This is a genomic window from Aquimarina atlantica (assembly GCF_000626715.1).
Classification (GTDB): domain Bacteria; phylum Bacteroidota; class Bacteroidia; order Flavobacteriales; family Flavobacteriaceae; genus Aquimarina; species Aquimarina atlantica.
The window spans coordinates 17,792-35,886 of the sequence record NZ_AQRA01000004.1 but is presented as its reverse complement, the minus strand read 5'-3'; the positions used below and the strand labels follow the sequence as shown (position 1 = coordinate 35,886).

The following is an 18,095-nucleotide window of genomic DNA, read 5'->3' as shown; positions in this document are numbered from 1 at the left end:
TAAGTATCTCAATTTTATAACTGTCTACAAAACCACAAACTATGCATGCATAATAAATTAGTAGAATTAATCGATTAGTAAAAGGTTAACTTTTCTTTTTGAAATCTCCAACAGATTGTTACCCAAATTAAGGTTCTATTAAATAGAAAAGCGGCAGTATTTTTTGTTTGGTCATTCCTATAATTTCGTAAGAAATCATCTAATACAAACTAAACAAAACTCACATGAAATTATTCTCACAAAAACTGATGGTGTTATTTTTTATAACACAATGTTTCTATGCTCAAGATATAGAAACTAGGTTAACAAAAATTGATCGTACCGCTAACCACAAAGCTATCGATGATTATTTTGACGCTAATCTTGCTCCCTTTTATCATGGGGTTGCTTCTGGAGATCCATTAGAAGATGCTGTCATTATCTGGACAAGAGTAACGACAAATGATATTTCGGTACCAGTACGTTGGACAATAGCAACAGATGCAAAAATGACTCAAATCGTAAAACAAGGCCAGACAATTACTAATCAGGATAAAGATTATACAGTTAAGATTGATGTAAAAGATCTGGATGCCTTTACAACGTATTATTACCAGTTTGAAGCGCTGGGCATACAATCAATTATCGGTAAAACGAGAACTGCTCCGGCAAAAGAAGATCTTGTAAATAATCTAAGATTTGCTGTAGTATCCTGTTCTAATTATCAAAATGGATATTTTAATGCATATAACCAGATTGCAAGTCGTAGTGATATCGATGCTGTCATTCATCTAGGAGATTATATTTATGAGTATGAGTCCGGAGGGTATGGATATAGCGACGAAATAGGGCGAGGACACCTTCCTGAAAATGAAATTATTACGCTAGACGATTATCGTGTGCGTTATTCTTATTACCGATTAGATCCAATGCTTCGCAATGTTCATCAACAACATCCTTTTATTAATATTTGGGATGACCATGAGTTTGCTAATGATGCTAATAAATATGGAGCTCAAAATCACAGTCCTGAAACTGAAGGTAGCTGGGAAGTAAGAAAAAATAATGCTCATAAAGCCTATTTCGAATGGATGCCTGTTCGTGCCAATACGATAGAACAATACAGGTTATATCGTACCATCTCTTATGGTAAACTTATGGATCTCATTATGTTGGATACTCGTATTGAAGGTAGAGATACCCAGGTGAATAGTTCAAAAAACCTGATTAGTGCTGCGGCTTCTAATACAGAGTTTAAGCAATATACCAAAAATGTTATTGCTAAAAAAGACCTTACGAATAAGGAAGATGTAAAAGAAATTTTAACTACTGTGCTTCCAATGATACTTACCATATCCAATGATTCAAAGAAAAACCAGGCTGGATTATCTAAAGAAGAATTTAAGATCGTGGTAGATAGCTTTACTGATTTTATTGCCGAGAAAAAAACTATAGGTATAGAGAGTAAGCAGCATACAGAATTAGAAGCATTGCTAAGAAAAGGCGTGGTGTATGATGAGCAATTTAATAGTAAAGAAAATAAAGCTACTTATAAATCGATACTTGGATCAGAGCAATTTAATTGGTTAACAGATCAGTTATCGATTTCTACTGCAAAATGGAGAATTATCGGGAACCAGGTAATGGTGATGCCATGGAACGGGGTACCTTCTAATGATGCTTGGGACGGATATGCAGAAGAAAGAGATCGATTATTAAATTATATAAAAACAAATTCTATACATAATGTAGTAGTTCTTACAGGAGATATTCACAGTACTTTTGCCGGAGAAATTAGATACAAAGGCGAATGTGAAATGTGTGAGTTTGTAGTTCCTAGTATTACATCACAGAACTTGGATTTTTTAGGGGGATTTGCTTCGGGAGTTGTAGAATTTTATACAAAATTATTGAATAAACATATCAAAGATGTAGATATGGATAATCATGGGTATTTTGTTCTGGATGTAACAGAAAATAAGGTACAGGCAGATTGGTTTGATATCGATGATTTGTCAAAACCTGTTATCGGTGAAAAAAGATCAAGAAGCTGGTATGTAAATAGTAACGATTGTAAGATACGAGAAGCTTCAAACGCTGCTGTAGCAACAACCAGAAGTGTACACGAGGAACTATCTAACACCAAAGAGCCTATGATAAAAACTCCTAAAGAAGATTTCATAGTAATAGGAGTATATCCAAATCCAATGGAGAATGAAGGTAATATTCATTATTTGATCAATAAACCAACTACCAAACTACTCATTTCACTTTATGATATAAACGGAAAGTTAATACAGCAACTACAAAATCAACAAGTAGTCAAAGGGATTTACAATCTAACTTTTGATGTAAGCCATGTTAAAAAAGGAAATTATATGGTGGTTATTGAAGCCGGAAAAATAAAGACAAGTAGAAAGGTCATAATTAGATAAGAGTACAATTATCTAAAAAAAGAAACCCCAGACTATCTAGTCTGGGGTCTTTACTAGTATTGAGAAAATATTACTTTACAGCAATTACAGAGATTTCTACATTTACAGATTTTGGTAACGTTAATACGGCGACAGTTTCTCTTGCAGGTGCAGTGGCTTCATTAAAATAACTACCATATACAGCATTTACTTCGGCAAAATTATTCATGTCGCTTAAAAAAATAGTGGTTTTAATCACATTTTCGAATGTCATTCCAGCTTCATCCAGTACAGCTTTTAGATTCTGCATAACCTGCTTGGCTTCAGTAGTGATATCATCCAGAACTAATGCTCCTGTTTCTGGATTAATAGCGATCTGACCTGAGGTATATAATGTGTTTCCTGTTAAAATAGCCTGACTATAAGGACCAATAGGAGCTGGGGCTTTGGTCGTAGTTATGATTTTTTTCATGTGATAGTATATAATATTAATTTATAATTTTATTGCTAATCTAAAACTTGAAACCAGAAACTTAACTCTAAACCAGAAACTTATAGTTGTCTGTCTGGCTCACGTCTTTTATCCCATTTAATATCACTAAGCATCGATGATTTGATACCTATAAAGAAATTCCATGATGTTCTTTCACTAAAAGGAATCCAATTAAAATTCATTACCCAACTTTCCAGGTCCCTTTGAAACCTTAAATTAGTGTAGGTAAACCCAGGATTCTTTAGATCATATCCCGAAGATACTCCGACCGACCATCGCGGTGCGATTTCTACATCGCCAGAAAACATGATAGAGTGCGATGATATTTCATTTTGCCGGGCGCTATTGCTATAATTAACGTTGTATGACAATCGCAATGTCCAGGGGATTTTATAATTATAGTTTTTGATGTCTTTATCGGTATCTTTACTTTTGTCTTTATCAAAAGAACGATTCTCTCCAAAATCAGTAACCCCACCAAATAGATTATCAGGCCGACCTTCGTTTCTAAAGTTTTGATTATCTAGCGGGTCTTCATTAACTTTTCCTTTTTCAAAATCTTTACTCGAAAATGAATATCCAAAATTAGCGCTAGCCCTGGTTAAACGAAAAAGACTACCTCCATTATCGATATTCCATACATCTATTTTACGATTATTGTTATCTAATGCATAAGGATCTAATTGTGCATTAAAGTTAATATCCAGCTTATTTTGGATTATTGGGATATTACCAGTAATGGATAACGGACTTAACTTTAAAGAATCTCCTGCCACATTATAAGATGTACTAAAATTAAGGTTGTTTAGTATGGTGATTTTTTTAGCTTCTGTTGCCGTACTATCCTTGCTTTTTACCTTCATTTCTACATTGTTACTAAGAGAAAATCCAATACTGCTAGAAAATGTATTACTGGGTGCTCCAAAATAACCTCCTTCGAATCTGGAGTATTCTACAACTTCTGTTTCATCAATAGTGGTCGTATTAGGATCATCGGTAACCGTATAACTATCATAAAACTCACTAAATGCAGGGTTGATGCTGTAACTAATAGATGGTCTCATGGTATGCCGAATCGCTTCTATTTTTTTACCTTTCTTAAACTTGAAAGTACCATAAATAGTTGTTCCCAGGCTCGTTGAAAAATTATACGTACGAAAAGCATCAAAACCTTTTATAGTATCTCGTACCACTTCGCCTGCACCATTATTAGCACTAGAGTCATAGCTTTGCTTTATCGTTTCAAATACCCAGTTTTCCTGAAAATTTGTTCCCGCAGTAGCACTAAGATATTTAAACAACTTAAAATTTGTTGATAAAGGAATGGTATGTTGCATTCCCAATTTAGCACCTTTAAACATATCAGACGAGAATAAATCATCATCGGTTGTCTGTATTCTGTTTTCTCCTTTAAAATTATATTGTGTATTTATATTATGTATGATTCCTTTTTTTGTTCCTACTTTTGGAGCAAACGGAAATACCCTTGATACACTTACATTCATATTAGGAAGTGATAAATTTACAGTCCCGGTATTGGTATTAGAGTTATGAGTAGCTGCAAGATTAACATTAACCTGTGGGTCTCCCTGAAATGTCTTTGAATAAGATATATTAGAACTAATTTGATTATTCAGGAAATTACCAGTATTAAGTTGATTGGTAGATTGCTGAAAAAAGTCACTACTCCCAAAATTTACAGAGGCCGAGAACCTGGAGTTTGGATTGGCTTTTGCATCCTGGCTATGTGTCCATTGGATATTATATGTAGTAGTTTTAGCAAAATCGGGAAACCCCCTTTCACTACGTAGATTGTTTTCATACCTAAATCTAAGGCTTCCTCTGTATTTATAGCGTAAGGCATAGGCCGATTCTGCAGCAAAAGTATAACTACCATTAGTATAATAATCTCCCATAAGGGTTAGATCTACATAATCGCTAATGGCAAAATAATACCCTCCATTTTGAAGAAAATACCCACGATTATTCTCTTCTCCCGGACTGGGAATAATAAATCCTGAAGTTCTGTCCTCTGTTAAAGGAAAATACCCAAAAGGTAATCCTAGCGGTGTAGGAACATCGGCAATAAACATATTTACAAGCCCTGTTACGATTTTCTTTTTAGGAACAAACTTAATTCTACGGGCATAAAAATAGTATTCGGGATCTTCAATGTTTTCTGAAGTAGTGAATTTTACATTTTTCATGTAAATCACAGAGTCATTCTCTCGTTTTGAAATCTCATTCTTAATTCTAAACCCGTTTTGTTCTGTTCTAGAATTGTATATCAGTGCTTTTTCGGTATCAAAATTAAAACGAATAGAATCTGGCTCTACAACATTTTGTGCTTGTTTAAAAACAGGAGTTTGTACATATTCACCCAGAGAATCTTTAATTCCATACGCATATACTTCATTTTTGCTATTGTCTACTACAATAAACCCAGCATTAATCTTCATCTCTCCATATACGATTTCGGCATTATCATAAAGATACATTTTGTTCTCTTTACGACTCAATCTCATATAATCAGTAGCTTTATAGGCCACCTTGTCTGTTAATAGTTGTGGTTCTGCAAGCGTATCTTTTTTAACTGTATCCTGAGCTTTTTCATTAAGTAATTCCTCTGGATTGATTTCAACAGGTTTTATAGTATCCTGATTAGCAGGAATGGGTACCTCCTTAGTTTCGTTTATTTCCTGTGCTGTAATTTGACAAATACAAAGCAGTGAAAAACTTAGTGAATAAAGTATGTAACGTACCGTTGTTTGCAATGGTTTAAATCCTATTTTTGTATAACTATGGCTCAGTTTTTGAAGTGCCAAAATTACATATATTTTTTATGCTTAGATTGTAATTCAGAAAAAAATAAAAAATTATGTCAAAAGCATACCTTCTAAGCTGTATAAACATGGAAGATATAGGTTTATTATATAAATCACAATCTTTAGATTTTTAACTTGTTATATTAAATACTGAAACATAACAAAAATGTTTCAAAATTAGTAGTAAAATTATTTGTAGTTGATGAGACGAAGTATAGTATGTAATGTTTTTTTATTGGTTTTTATGTTTGCTACTCCTGTCTTTAAGGCGGATGTGATTGCCCAGGAAAAAGAAAAATTTGTAGTTGTTTTGGATGCTGGACATGGTGGTCATGATCCCGGAAACCGAGGAAATGGCTATAAAGAAAAAGAAATTGCACTAAGTGTAGTTTTGGCTGTAGGTGCTGCTTTAGAAAAAGATAACAGATTTAAAGTAGTGTATACCCGAAAAACCGATACCTTTATAGAATTACATGAGCGAGGAAGTATTGCCAATAAGGCAGGAGCAAATCTTTTTGTATCTGTACACTGCAACTCGCATCGCTCTCAAGCATACGGTACAGAGACTTTTGTTTTAGGACTACACGCTAATAGTGAAAATTTTAATGTAGCAAAAAACGAAAACTCGGTAATTCTTTTAGAGGATAATTACGAAGCTAATTATGATGGATTTGATCCTAATTCTCCAGAATCAATTATCGGACTTACTTTAATGCAGGAAGAATACCTGGATCAGAGCCTTACACTGGCTAGTTTTGTGCAAAATAGATTTAAAAAAGCATTAGATAGAAAGAGTAGAGGAGTAAAACAAGCTGGTTTTGTCGTATTACATCAAACCTATATGCCTAGTGTTCTTATCGAGCTAGGTTTTCTAACTAATAATAGCGAAGGAAAATATCTTAATTCTAAAAAAGGACAGGAAGAAATGGCAAAATCTATCACTACTTCGATTGTAGATTATAAAGAAAGCCTCGATGCTATTTATAAAGTAGATCCTCCCAAAACTCCCGAAGTAACAAAAGTAACTGCCAAAATGGACGGAGATCGCGTATATGATGATATTACATTTAAAGTACAAATAGCAGCCGGATCAAGTGATATAGAACTACAATCGTTTAATTTTAATGGCTTGGATCAACTGTCTAAAAATAAAACGGGAGACCTGTATAAGTATTACTTCGGAAGTACGTCTAATTATACTTTAATACAGGAATTAAGAGAAATTGCAGTTGGTAAAGGATTTGATTCTAGCTTTATCGTTGCTTTTCGTAATAGTGAATCGATTCCTTTAACCGAAGCTTTAAAAGCTGATACATCTTCGAATTAATCTAAATAAATACTGATAATTCCTTAGGAAATTACCAGTAGAAATGTATTTTTATTCTAAATTTGTGTCCTAAAATATAATCTATTTTGAAATTTACTCGAGAAGTCAAAACAGGAATATTAGCAATCTGCGCAATAGCACTTTTAATCTTTGGCTATAGTTTCCTGAAGGGAAAAAATCTCTTAGAAAACGATAGAACCTTTTATGCTGTTTATGATAATGTAGAAGGCTTAATACCTTCTTCTCCCGTAACCATAAACGGTATGGTTGTAGGACAGGTGGTTTCTATTGGTTTTGCAGATACCAAGGGTAACCTTGTTGTAGAGTTTAACGTAGATAGCGATTTTTCGTTTTCAAAGAATAGTATGGCCAAAGTATATGGAGGAGGATTGATAGGAGGGAAATCCCTTGCAATAATACCTAAATATGAACAAGGCCTTGAAGCAAAAGATAAAGATACACTACCCGGTAAAATAGAAGCAGGTTTATTAGAGTTGGTAAACGATAAACTAGCTCCCTTACAAGAAAAACTTGAAGCTGCAATTACAGATGCAGATACACTTCTAAACTCGGTTAATGGGATTCTTAATGTAGACAATAAAAATAATCTGAATTCTATTTTTAAAGATTTAAGCATAACAGTTAAGAATTTTAAAGGCGCTTCGAACTCTTTAAATACGATTCTTTCTGGTAATGAAGATAAGTTAAACAATACATTTGCCAATCTGGATAAAATGTCGACTAATCTTAATAAGGTTTCAGATTCTTTGGCTCAGATAAATGTAGCCAAACTAGGAAAAGATCTGGAAAAAGTATTGGCTAATTTTGAGAAAATTTCAAAAGATATTAATTCGGGAAGAGGAACAGTTGGAAAATTACTGAAAGATGATAAATTATATGATAATTTAGAAAAAACCAGTAAACAACTAGAGTTACTGATACAGGATTTACGATTAAATCCAAAACGATATGTTCATATTTCGGTTTTCGGAAAGAAAAATACGCCTTACGAAAAACCAACAGATTCTATAAATTAAAACATTATGCAATACATACCTAATATCCTGTTTATACTTGTTTTGATAGCAGGTATTGGATATTTTACAAAAAATGTCCGTAAAGTCATTCGTAATATCCGGTTAGGAAAAGACGTAGATCGTTCTGATAATAAAGGAGAGCGATTTAAAAATATGGCTATGATCGCATTAGGACAATCCAAGATGGTACGACGTCCTGTAGCAGGAATATTGCATATTGTTGTATACCTGGGGTTTATAATCATTAATATAGAAGTATTAGAGATTATAATCGATGGTATTTTTGGTACACATAGGATTTTTGCCTTTTTAGGAGGATTGTATGATTTCTTAATAGGAGCTTTTGAGATTTTAGCATTCCTTGTATTTGTAGGAGTGGTTTTATTTTGGATTCGTCGTAATGTGATTAAATTAAAACGTTTCTGGAACCCAGAAATGAAAGGATGGCCAAAAAATGATGGAAACTTTATCCTGTATTTCGAAATGGTTTTGATGACTTTATTTTTGGTGATGAATGCTTCGGATCTTCAATTACAAGCATTAGGAGCAGATCATTATGTTAAGGCTGGGGCATACCCGGTAAGTCAGTATTTACTACCGCTTCTTGATGGGATGTCAGAAACTGCATTAATACTAATAGAAAGAACATGCTGGTGGTTGCATATTGTAGGCATATTGGTGTTTTTAAATTATTTATATTTCTCAAAACATTTACATATCCTGTTAGCATTTCCGAATACCTATTATGGAGATTTAAATCCTAAAGGAGAGCTAGATAACCTCGAGGCTGTTACCAAAGAAGTACAACTAATGATGGATCCAAGTGCAGACCCTTTTGCTGCTCCTGCAGATGATCAGCAAGAAGGAGAACCAGAGAAATTTGGAGCATCAGATGTTGCAGATCTAAACTGGGTTCAGCTACTAAACGCATATACATGTACCGAGTGTGGTCGTTGTACGAGTGAATGTCCTGCAAATCAAACAGGAAAAAAACTATCTCCTCGTAAAATAATGATGGATACCAGGGATCGTTTAAAAGAGGTAGGAGACAATATTGATAAGAATGGTAGTTTTGTAGATGATGGAAAGCAATTGCTTAATGACTATATTACTCCCGAAGAGTTATGGGCTTGTACCAGTTGTAATGCCTGTGTAGAAACCTGCCCGGTAAGTATTAGCCCATTGTCTATTATTATTGATATGAGACGTTATTTGGTGATGGAGCAAAGTGCTGCGCCTTCTGATCTTAATAATATGATGACCAATATAGAAAATAATGGAGCTCCATGGCCATTTAACCAAATGGATAGATTAAACTGGAGCAACGAATAATTTTTATTAAATAACCAATCAGAATACATTAAATTTTAACCAAAACTTTTAACCAATTAAACCACAAATTAATAGAAATTATGAAAAAGGAAGAAGTAGAAAAATTATTGCATGACAAAATAGAAGAAGGAGAACATGTAAGTCCGGTGCTACCAGAAGGTGTCAAGAATTATCTTATTGATATTGACGGTACTATAACAGAAGATGTACCTAACGAAGAGCCAGAACGAATGGTTACTTGCGAACCTTTTCCTGATGCATTGATTACATTAAACAAATGGTATGATCAAGGACATATTATATGTTTCTTTACTTCAAGAACCGAAGATCACAGAGATGTGACCGAAACATGGTTAAAGAAATGTGGCTTTAAGTATCATAGCCTTTTGATGGGAAAACCAAGAGGAGGAAACTATCATTGGATTGATAATCACCTGGTAAAAGCAACACGATATACCGGTAAATTTACAGAACTGGTAGAAAGAGTTGTGACCATCGAAGTTTTTGATGATGGAAAACATGATTAAAATATGAGTTTTAGGAGTATATTCCTAAACTTTAAATAGTATAATATGAGTGAGACAGTAAAGGTGCCAACAATGGCAGAATATATGGCAGAAGGCAAAAGACCAGAAGTTTTATTTTGGGTGGGTTGTGCTGGTAGTTTTGATGACAGAGCTAAAAAAATTACAAAAGCTTTTGTAAAATTACTTCACAATGCAAATGTAGATTTTGCTGTATTAGGTACCGAAGAAAGCTGCACGGGAGATCCGGCAAAAAGAGCTGGTAATGAATTTTTGTTTCAAATGCAGGCCGTTACCAATATAGAAGTGATGAATGCTTATGAAATTGAAAAAGTAGTTACAGCATGTCCTCACTGTTTTAATACTTTAAAAAATGAATATCCTGTACTAGGAGGAGATTATGAAGTAATGCACCACACTCAATTTTTAAAATCCCTTCTTGACGAAGGTAGGTTAAAAGTTGAAGGAGGAAAGTTTAAAGGTAAACGAATTACATTTCATGATCCCTGCTATCTCGGTAGAGCAAATAATGTATACGAGGCACCAAGAGATTTACTTAGAAAATTAGAAGTAGAACTTTTAGAAATGAAACGCTGTAAACGAAATGGCTTATGTTGCGGAGCTGGTGGTGCACAGATGTTTAAAGAACCAGAACCTGGTAATAAGGATATTAATGTCGAACGAACAGAAGATGCCTTAGAAACCAAACCAGATATTATTGCCGCAGGTTGTCCTTTTTGTAATACAATGATGACAGACGGGGTAAAAAGCAAAGAAAAAGAAGAGAGTGTGCAAGTGATGGATGTGGCCGAACTTATTGCCAACGCCCAGGATTTGTAGATTTTTTCTTAATTATATTACAATTTTATTAGAGTTAATATGTTTTTTCATATTAACTCTTTTCTATAATCGTAAATAGCAATAGTTTTTATTATTTTAGTAAATAAATAGCTCATGTTGGTAGATTTTAATGACCTTCCGGAAACATCTCGAGTATGGATTTATCAGGCAAATCGGTCATTCACTTTGGATGAACTGGAAGAGATCGAGAAAAAAATAAAGGAATTTATAACTCAGTGGACAGCCCATGGTGCTGATCTAAGAGCGGGTTATGAAATAAAGTATAAACGATTTATAACCATAGGACTAGATCAAGGAGCGAACCAGGCAACTGGATGCTCTATAGATGCTTCTGTTCATTTTATCCAGGAACTAGAACAAGCATATGATGTAGACTTAATGGATAAGATGAATGTGTCTTTTAAACAAGGAGAATTTGTAGCCTATAAACCTCTTGCAGATTTTAAGAAAATGGCTAAAAATAGATCAGTATCCCCAAATACTATTGTTTTCAATAACCTGGTTACTAATATTGCCGAATATCGAATCAATTGGGAAATCCCTGCAAAAGATAGTTGGCATAACCGTTTTTTAAATTAAAATTTTCGTGCGGCAGATCATAAAAAAGTATTTTTATTTTATAATTTTTCTAATAACTTTTGGCGTTGATGCTCAATCAGAAAATCCTTTATTAGTAGAAGATGTTGAGACCCAAAGAAGATGGGTGGATAGTATTTACAATAGAATGACCCTTAAAGAAAAAGTGGGGCAGTTGTTTATGGTAAATGTATCTTCTTCTAACTCCCAAAAAGAAACAGATAAAATAAAACGACTCATTGAAGAGTTTATGATCGGAGGCGTTATTTTTTCTAAAGGAGGACCTAAGCGACAGGTTAAACTAAATAATGAATATCAGAAATTATCCAAGATACCATTATTAATAGGTATCGATGCAGAATGGGGTTTGGGTATGCGATTAGATTCGACGCAAGCTTTCCCCTGGAATATGACTCTTGGAGCAATACAAGATGATCATTTAATAGAAGAAACCGGAAGACAGGTCGCACGGCATTGTAAACGAATGGGAGTTCATATTAATTTTGCACCTGTAGTAGATATTAATACAAACCCAAAAAACCCGATAATTGGTAACCGTTCTTTTGGAGAAGATGAAAAAAAGGTAGCTCAAAAAGCACTGGCTTTTATGAAAGGTATGCAACGAGAAGGGATTCTGTCTGCTGCCAAGCATTTTCCCGGCCACGGTGATACCGATACCGATTCGCATAATACATTGCCTACTATTAATTTTGATGCCAAAAGAATCGATAGTATCGAATTATACCCATATAAAAAACTTATTAATGAAGGGTTATCCAGCATTATGGTGGCTCATCTTAATGTTCCTAGTTTAGAATATAGGTCAGACTATCCTTCTTCTGTTTCTAAAAAAATAGTTTCTGGAGTATTAAAGGATAGCCTAAAGTTTGAAGGATTGATTTTTACAGATGCTCTTAATATGAAAGGAGCTTCTGATTTTAAAGCACCTGGAGATATTGATTTGGCTGCTTTTTTAGCAGGAAATGATGTTCTTTTAATGTCAGAAGATGTGCCGTTGGCATCTCAAAAAATAGTATCAGCATATTACTCAGGAGCTTTAACCGAAGAGCGTTTGTCGTATTCTGTTAGAAAGATCTTATTTGCTAAATATAAAGCTGGTCTTAACGCTTATCAACCTGTAGAAACAGATTTTCTTTATGAGGAATTAAATAGTGTTAAAAATAAAGTGCTGCTTCATGATTTGGTCGAAAATTCTTTGACCGTTATAAAGAATGAAAGAGCAACACTACCGATTAAAAACCTTGATCTAAAAAAGATAGCTTATGTTTCTCTTGGCGATGATTCTGGAGAAGCTTTTTATGAAGAACTGAGTAAATACACTCAGGTCGAATGGGTAAAAGCCAATCAATTAGGTGAAATGGTAGAACAATTGAAAAACTATAATTATGTTATTGTAGGTTTTCATAAATCAAACGATTCACCTTGGGCAGAATATAAGTTTAAGGATAAAGAATTAGTTTGGTTATACGAGATTGCCAGGCTAAACACTACAGTTCTTAGTGTATTTTCAAGGCCTTATGCGATGTTAGATATGTTAACTACTACGAATTTTGAAGGCATAGTGATGTCTTATCAAAATAGTAAAGTAGCTCAGGAAAAAACAGCACAATTACTTTTCGGGGCGTTAGAAGCTAAAGGAAAACTTCCGGTAAGCGTTGGAGAAGAGTTTCCTGCAGGTACAGGACATCATACCAGGACCTTAAATAGATTATCTTACGGGTTACCCGAAAGTGTGGGGATGAATTCTTATAAACTTAATAGAATTGATTCTATAGTTGATTTTGCTCTAAAAGAAAAAATGACACCTGGTGTACAGCTTATTGTTGCAAGAAAAGGAAAAGTAGTGTTTAATAAAAATTATGGCTATCATACCTATAGTAAATTTAGGAAAGTAAAAGGGTCTGATGTTTATGATCTGGCATCTTTAACCAAAATATTAGCTACTTTGCCACTTACTATAGAATTAAAGGATAAAGGGATAATTTCCTTAAATACAAAGGTAGGAAAGATGTTACCCTCATTTAAAGGCTCTAATAAGGAAAATATTACTATAAGATCAATGTTGTCGCATTATGCAAAACTAAAAGCTTGGATTCCTTTTTATTTGCAAACAATGGATTCGGTTACCCGAAGACCAGATAAGAAGTATTATAGAAATAGTCGTTCTAAAGATTTTAATATAGAAGTTACAAATAATCTTTATTTTAGAAGTGATATGAAAGATTCTTTATTATTAAGAATTAGAGATAGTGAATTGAGGGATAGGTTAAAATATAAATATAGTGATTTACCGTACTATCTTTTAAAAGCGTATATAGAAGACCATTATAGTAATACATTGCATAAACTTACCCAACAACATTTTTATAAGCCGTTGGGTGCTAATAATACTTCGTATTTACCTTTAACACGTTTTAAAAAAAGAAGAATAGTTCCTACAGAGTATGATAAGATTTTTAGAGATGAGGTTGTTCATGGGTATGTTCATGATCAGGGAGCTGCTATGTTAGGGGGAATTGCTGGACATGCCGGATTGTTTGCTAATGCTAATGATGTTACCAAGATAATGCAAATGTACCTCAATAAAGGGTATTATGGAGGTAAGCAATATTTTAGAGAAGAAACGTTAGATGAGTTTAATACATGTCATTACTGCCATCGAAATGTACGAAGAGGAATAGGCTTTGATAAACCACAGTTAGGCGATGTAGGGCCGACTTGTGGGTGTATATCAATGACTAGTTTTGGACATAGTGGATTTACAGGAACATTTACATGGGCAGATCCAGAACAGGAAATAATATATGTCTTTTTAAGTAACCGTACTTTTCCTAATGCTGCAAATAGAAAACTCATATCACATGATATTCGCTCAGAGATACAAAGGCTGATATATGAGGCAATAGATTATTGATTGTATCAAGAAAACAATAATTTTCAAAAGTTAAAAGAATATGAGTATCAAGGATTCATATCAAGATGTCATATGTTCGCGTATAATAGCCGGATGTATGAATTGGGGAGAATGGGGAGCTAATTTAACCATAGCTCAAGCTCAGGAATTGATAGAGGATTGCCTTGCTATAAATGTTACTACTTTTGATCATGCAGATATCTACGGGCATTATACCACAGAAACATTATTTGGTAATGCACTTAAAAAACGATCTTCTCTTAGAGGAAAAATGCAACTTGTTACCAAATGTGGCATTAAACTAGTAACACCTAACCGTCCTAATACTGTTATTAAGTCATATGATACCAGTAAAGAGTATATTATAAGTTCTGCAGAACAATCTTTACAGAATCTAAATACAGATTATATAGACCTGTTTTTGATTCATAGACCAAGCCCCTTAATGAATCCCGAAGAGATTGCAGAGGCTTTTTCTCAACTTAAAAATGATGGTAAAGTATTGCACTTTGGAGTATCAAACTTTACGACACAGCAATTTGCAATGTTACATAAGTTTATACCTCTGGTAACAAATCAGATAGAAGTGTCTCCACTTCATCTGCATCCTTTTGTAGATGGTACCTTGGATCAGTGTATTGTCGAACGTATTAGTCCTATGGGGTATTCTACATTAGCAGGAGGGAAGTTCTTTGCTAAACAACCAGAAGATAAGGTTGTTAGAATTAACAAGGTCGTAAATGTATTGACAGAAAAATATAATGTTACACCCGATCAGATACTAACATCCTGGATCATAAAACACCCTTCAGGTATTCTTCCGATTATCGGTTCAACCAAAATCAATCGTATTCAATCTGCTATAGATGCTTTAGCTATTAATATTACAGACGAGGAATGGTTTATGATTTGGGAAGCCTCTACAGGAGAAGAAGTAGCGTAAGGAAGGTCGCTTTAGCCATAACATACCTTGATGTATATATAATTGACTGTCAATCCCTTTGCTTTTGATAGGTATGAGAACACCATAACTTAACCTATTCATAATGTTAAAATACTTGTAAATTACTGCAAGTTGCTGATTTTTACTATATATTTAATATTGAAAATCGAACGTTATTTATATTTTTATATAGTATTTGTAAACCGTAACATTTAAATTCTTCACAAATCGTTATCCCCCTAACCCCTAACCCTAAACCAATGAATAAGTATAAACTAACATGTATCGGATTAGTGTTGTCTATTTTTATTTATGTAACAACAATTGCCTTAGAATTAGACTTGTTTGAAAAAGTTATTGCATTATTGGCAAGTATAGAACAATTTGAGTTTGACGAAATGATAGTTCCGTTATTAGTATTTTTTGTATTTCTGTTTATAGATACACAACAAAATGCTAAAAAAGTAAAGATGGAAAACGCTAAGCTAAATATTTATAAGGCTATGCTTTCTTCTAGTCATCATATTCTGAATAATTTTATTTATCAAATGGATATATTTAAAATCACAGCAGAGGATACTCCTGGTTTTGATGTAAAAGTTTTGGCTTTTTATGAAGATATTATTAGTAATGCTGCTCATCAAATTCATTCTTTAAGTAATCTTACTACTATCGATGAATTTTCAATACGAACTTCGGTAATGAATGAAACTTAATGTATGGTATACAGATTTTTAGGTAGATTTATATTTCAAAAAAACTAAAAACAGATCCTCCATATTTTCTCGAATTACTAAAATACGGTGATTCCTCGAGAGAGGTATGTTTAGAGTGTTCAATGATCAAGACCCCGTGTTCATTTAATAATTCATTTTCAAAAACTAATGTTGCAATTTTATGAAACTGATCTGTTGTAAAATCATAAGGGGGATCAGCAAAAATAATATCTACTTTTCGCTTTACTTTTTCGAGATAACTGTATACATCACTTTTTATAGTCTCGATAGGAGCGTCTAATTCTTTTGCTACACTTTTGATATACCCAAGACAGGCATAGTGAGCATCTACTGCAGTTATATCTTCTGTTCCTCTGGATAAGAATTCATAGCTAATGTTTCCCGTACCTGCAAAAAGATCTAGAACTGATATCTGAGAAAAATTATATTGGTTTCTTAAGATATTAAACAAAGCTTCTTTTGCCATATCGGTGGTAGGGCGCACAGGTAGTTTCTTAGGCGCTGTGAGTCTTTTTCCTTTATATTTTCCTGAAATAATACGCATGTTTAAAAATGGCTAAGTAATACAAAATGTTTATGAGGCTCAAAAGATGTTATATCTTCTGTTATTTGAGGCTCCTTAAGAAGGTTTCCGAAACTTATATGACGAATATAAGTATATGCAATATCGAAAAACTCACTATCTCTAGAAATATTTCCCGAAAACACTAAGCTAAATTCTTCTGGATTTAGTTGTAGTTGTTCTGTAGTGTACAATAGGTAATACAAAAAATCTTCTTTAGTTTGGTATCTATATGTATTGCTTAGTATTAAATTCCCTTTATTGATTACTATAATATCGAAAGAAGCATCATTTATATTTGCAAAAACGGTGATAGATTCACTATTTTTTTCTTGAGTAAGTAAAGAATTTATTAAAATGGTACTAGAGTGCTTATAAGTAAAAGACCCAAATGTATCAAAAAAGAAATTATTGATGTTGGTATAAGGAATGTATACCGTTACCATATTATGAGGGTTCATCTCATCATATGCAATAAAATCATTTTGAAGCACCTTTGTATTAAATTTCAAATACTCCTTTAATGAATCTTCGTTAAATAAAGCCTTAGGAACAACAGTGTATAGGTCATTTTGATGAATTACCTCGATGGTGTCAAAAGTTCCTTTTAGATTATGATTGTGATCAAAAGCATATTTAATTTTATCAAGTACTTGTGTGGGAGTTAATTGTATACCAAAGGATTCATGTGTTATTGATGTTATTTGGTCATTAGCATTTACAGTGCAAAAAGAAAGTCCATTCAAGCTTACCTGAATGGACAATGTTTTTGATGTATTATCAATTGTATTATTGATCGTTTGCACCATAAGTTCTTGGCCAGTTACCAGAAGTCATTACTTCTGTCATTGATCCTACCGAAAGGAATCCTCCGTTAACTTCATCAACAGAACGTACTTCTTTCTCTTGAGCTAATAAGTCTTTATCCTGATCATGTAATAGTACGTCTTTAGATACTTTAGCTTCAAAAACCGGAATTCGTAGATCATTTTTGTTAATATAACCTGCATCCATTTCAAAATTAGATTCAATACCTTCGATCGGTATTTTAATCATATTTTTATGATTTCCTGTTTTAAATAAAGAATCTTTTACCGATGCATATCCAAGAGTATCAATAATAACCGTATCTCTTGGCTCATCAATTTTTAGAATCTTATTAAATCTAATAAAACTAGAATCTCTTCTTTGGGTTAGTGTAAACTTGGCAGTATCTATAAAAGCAACTAATTTAACAGGATCTTTAGCAAATTTCCCAGTTACCGATCTGTATGCTAATTGCGCTGTACGAATATCTCTTAAATTTTCAACAGCTTTTGCATATCTAGCTTGCTTTATTTTATTGAACTTTACAGGACCATTAACAGAATTGAATACGAAGTATCCTAAAACTCCTATAATAACCCACAGAACTAATTGAACAACAATTTTCATTTTATGATTTAGCTTTAAACATTAGTGTATACGCAAATCTACAATTTTTTTTTAATCGTAAAAGTTTATTGCCAAAAAATCATCCCTATCTTTGATTTATTAATAGCGATATGAAT

Annotated in this window: 15 protein-coding genes; 10 read left to right on the top strand and 5 right to left on the bottom strand. The window is 33.3% G+C overall.

Annotation, left to right across the window (positions count from 1 at the left end):
- The first annotated feature begins 224 nt into the window (after positions 1-224).
- Positions 225-2,414: an alkaline phosphatase D family protein gene (locus ATO12_RS24725; RefSeq protein WP_051575701.1), complete on the top strand. Its 2,190-nt coding sequence runs from the start codon at positions 225-227 to the stop codon at positions 2,412-2,414.
- A gap of 70 nt (positions 2,415-2,484) precedes the next feature.
- Here the strand turns inward: ATO12_RS24725 and ATO12_RS09040 are convergent, their stop codons facing one another.
- Positions 2,485-2,865 (bottom strand): RidA family protein, encoded by a 381-nt coding sequence (locus ATO12_RS09040; protein WP_034241412.1) that lies wholly within the window; start codon positions 2,863-2,865, stop codon positions 2,485-2,487.
- An 80-nt stretch (positions 2,866-2,945) separates the two neighbouring features.
- Positions 2,946-5,711: a putative LPS assembly protein LptD gene (locus tag ATO12_RS09035; RefSeq protein WP_034241411.1), complete on the bottom strand. Its 2,766-nt coding sequence runs from the start codon at positions 5,709-5,711 to the stop codon at positions 2,946-2,948.
- A 202-nt stretch (positions 5,712-5,913) separates the two neighbouring features.
- Between ATO12_RS09035 and ATO12_RS09030 the strand changes: the two genes are divergently transcribed.
- From ATO12_RS09030 to ATO12_RS08990, 9 genes are all read left to right on the top strand, one after another.
- The gene (locus ATO12_RS09030) at positions 5,914-7,038 is read left to right on the top strand and encodes an N-acetylmuramoyl-L-alanine amidase family protein (RefSeq protein WP_034241410.1); all 1,125 of its coding nucleotides are present in this window, start codon (positions 5,914-5,916) and stop codon (positions 7,036-7,038) included.
- Between the two features lie 86 nt (positions 7,039-7,124).
- Complete coding sequence (locus ATO12_RS09025) at positions 7,125-8,075, top strand: MlaD family protein (protein ID WP_034241409.1); 951 nt, start codon at positions 7,125-7,127, stop codon at positions 8,073-8,075.
- Between the two features lie 6 nt (positions 8,076-8,081).
- A complete protein-coding gene (locus tag ATO12_RS09020; protein ID WP_034241408.1) occupies positions 8,082-9,407 on the top strand; it encodes a (Fe-S)-binding protein in 1,326 nt (441 codons plus the stop codon).
- A gap of 80 nt (positions 9,408-9,487) precedes the next feature.
- Positions 9,488-9,934: an HAD family hydrolase gene (locus ATO12_RS09015; protein ID WP_034241407.1), complete on the top strand. Its 447-nt coding sequence runs from the start codon at positions 9,488-9,490 to the stop codon at positions 9,932-9,934.
- A gap of 45 nt (positions 9,935-9,979) precedes the next feature.
- Positions 9,980-10,771 (top strand): (Fe-S)-binding protein, encoded by a 792-nt coding sequence (locus ATO12_RS09010; RefSeq protein ID WP_034241406.1) that lies wholly within the window; start codon positions 9,980-9,982, stop codon positions 10,769-10,771.
- Positions 10,772-10,885: 114 nt separating this feature from the next.
- A complete protein-coding gene (locus tag ATO12_RS09005) occupies positions 10,886-11,371 on the top strand; it encodes a hypothetical protein (RefSeq protein ID WP_034241405.1) in 486 nt (161 codons plus the stop codon).
- A gap of 7 nt (positions 11,372-11,378) precedes the next feature.
- Complete coding sequence (locus ATO12_RS09000; RefSeq protein ID WP_394331712.1) at positions 11,379-14,303, top strand: glycoside hydrolase family 3 N-terminal domain-containing protein; 2,925 nt, start codon at positions 11,379-11,381, stop codon at positions 14,301-14,303.
- A gap of 40 nt (positions 14,304-14,343) precedes the next feature.
- Positions 14,344-15,246: an aldo/keto reductase gene (locus ATO12_RS08995; RefSeq protein WP_034241404.1), complete on the top strand. Its 903-nt coding sequence runs from the start codon at positions 14,344-14,346 to the stop codon at positions 15,244-15,246.
- Positions 15,247-15,506: 260 nt separating this feature from the next.
- On the top strand, positions 15,507-15,962 hold the full coding sequence (locus ATO12_RS08990) for a hypothetical protein (RefSeq protein ID WP_034241403.1): 456 nt from the start codon (positions 15,507-15,509) through the stop codon (positions 15,960-15,962).
- 28 nt (positions 15,963-15,990) lie between these two features.
- Here the strand turns inward: ATO12_RS08990 and rsmD are convergent, their stop codons facing one another.
- The 3 genes from rsmD to ATO12_RS08975 are packed head-to-tail and all read right to left on the bottom strand — an operon-like array spanning position 15,991 to position 17,979.
- Positions 15,991-16,527: a 16S rRNA (guanine(966)-N(2))-methyltransferase RsmD gene (gene rsmD, locus ATO12_RS08985; protein ID WP_034241401.1), complete on the bottom strand. Its 537-nt coding sequence runs from the start codon at positions 16,525-16,527 to the stop codon at positions 15,991-15,993.
- A gap of 2 nt (positions 16,528-16,529) precedes the next feature.
- Positions 16,530-17,354, bottom strand: a complete 825-nt coding sequence (locus ATO12_RS08980; protein WP_034241400.1) for a DUF3822 family protein — start codon at positions 17,352-17,354, stop codon at positions 16,530-16,532.
- Positions 17,335-17,979, bottom strand: coding sequence for a type II secretion system protein (locus tag ATO12_RS08975; protein WP_034241398.1), 645 nt, complete (start codon positions 17,977-17,979; stop codon positions 17,335-17,337). Before ATO12_RS08975 ends, ATO12_RS08980 begins: the two co-directional genes overlap by 20 nt.
- Between the last annotated feature and the right edge of the window lie 116 nt (positions 17,980-18,095).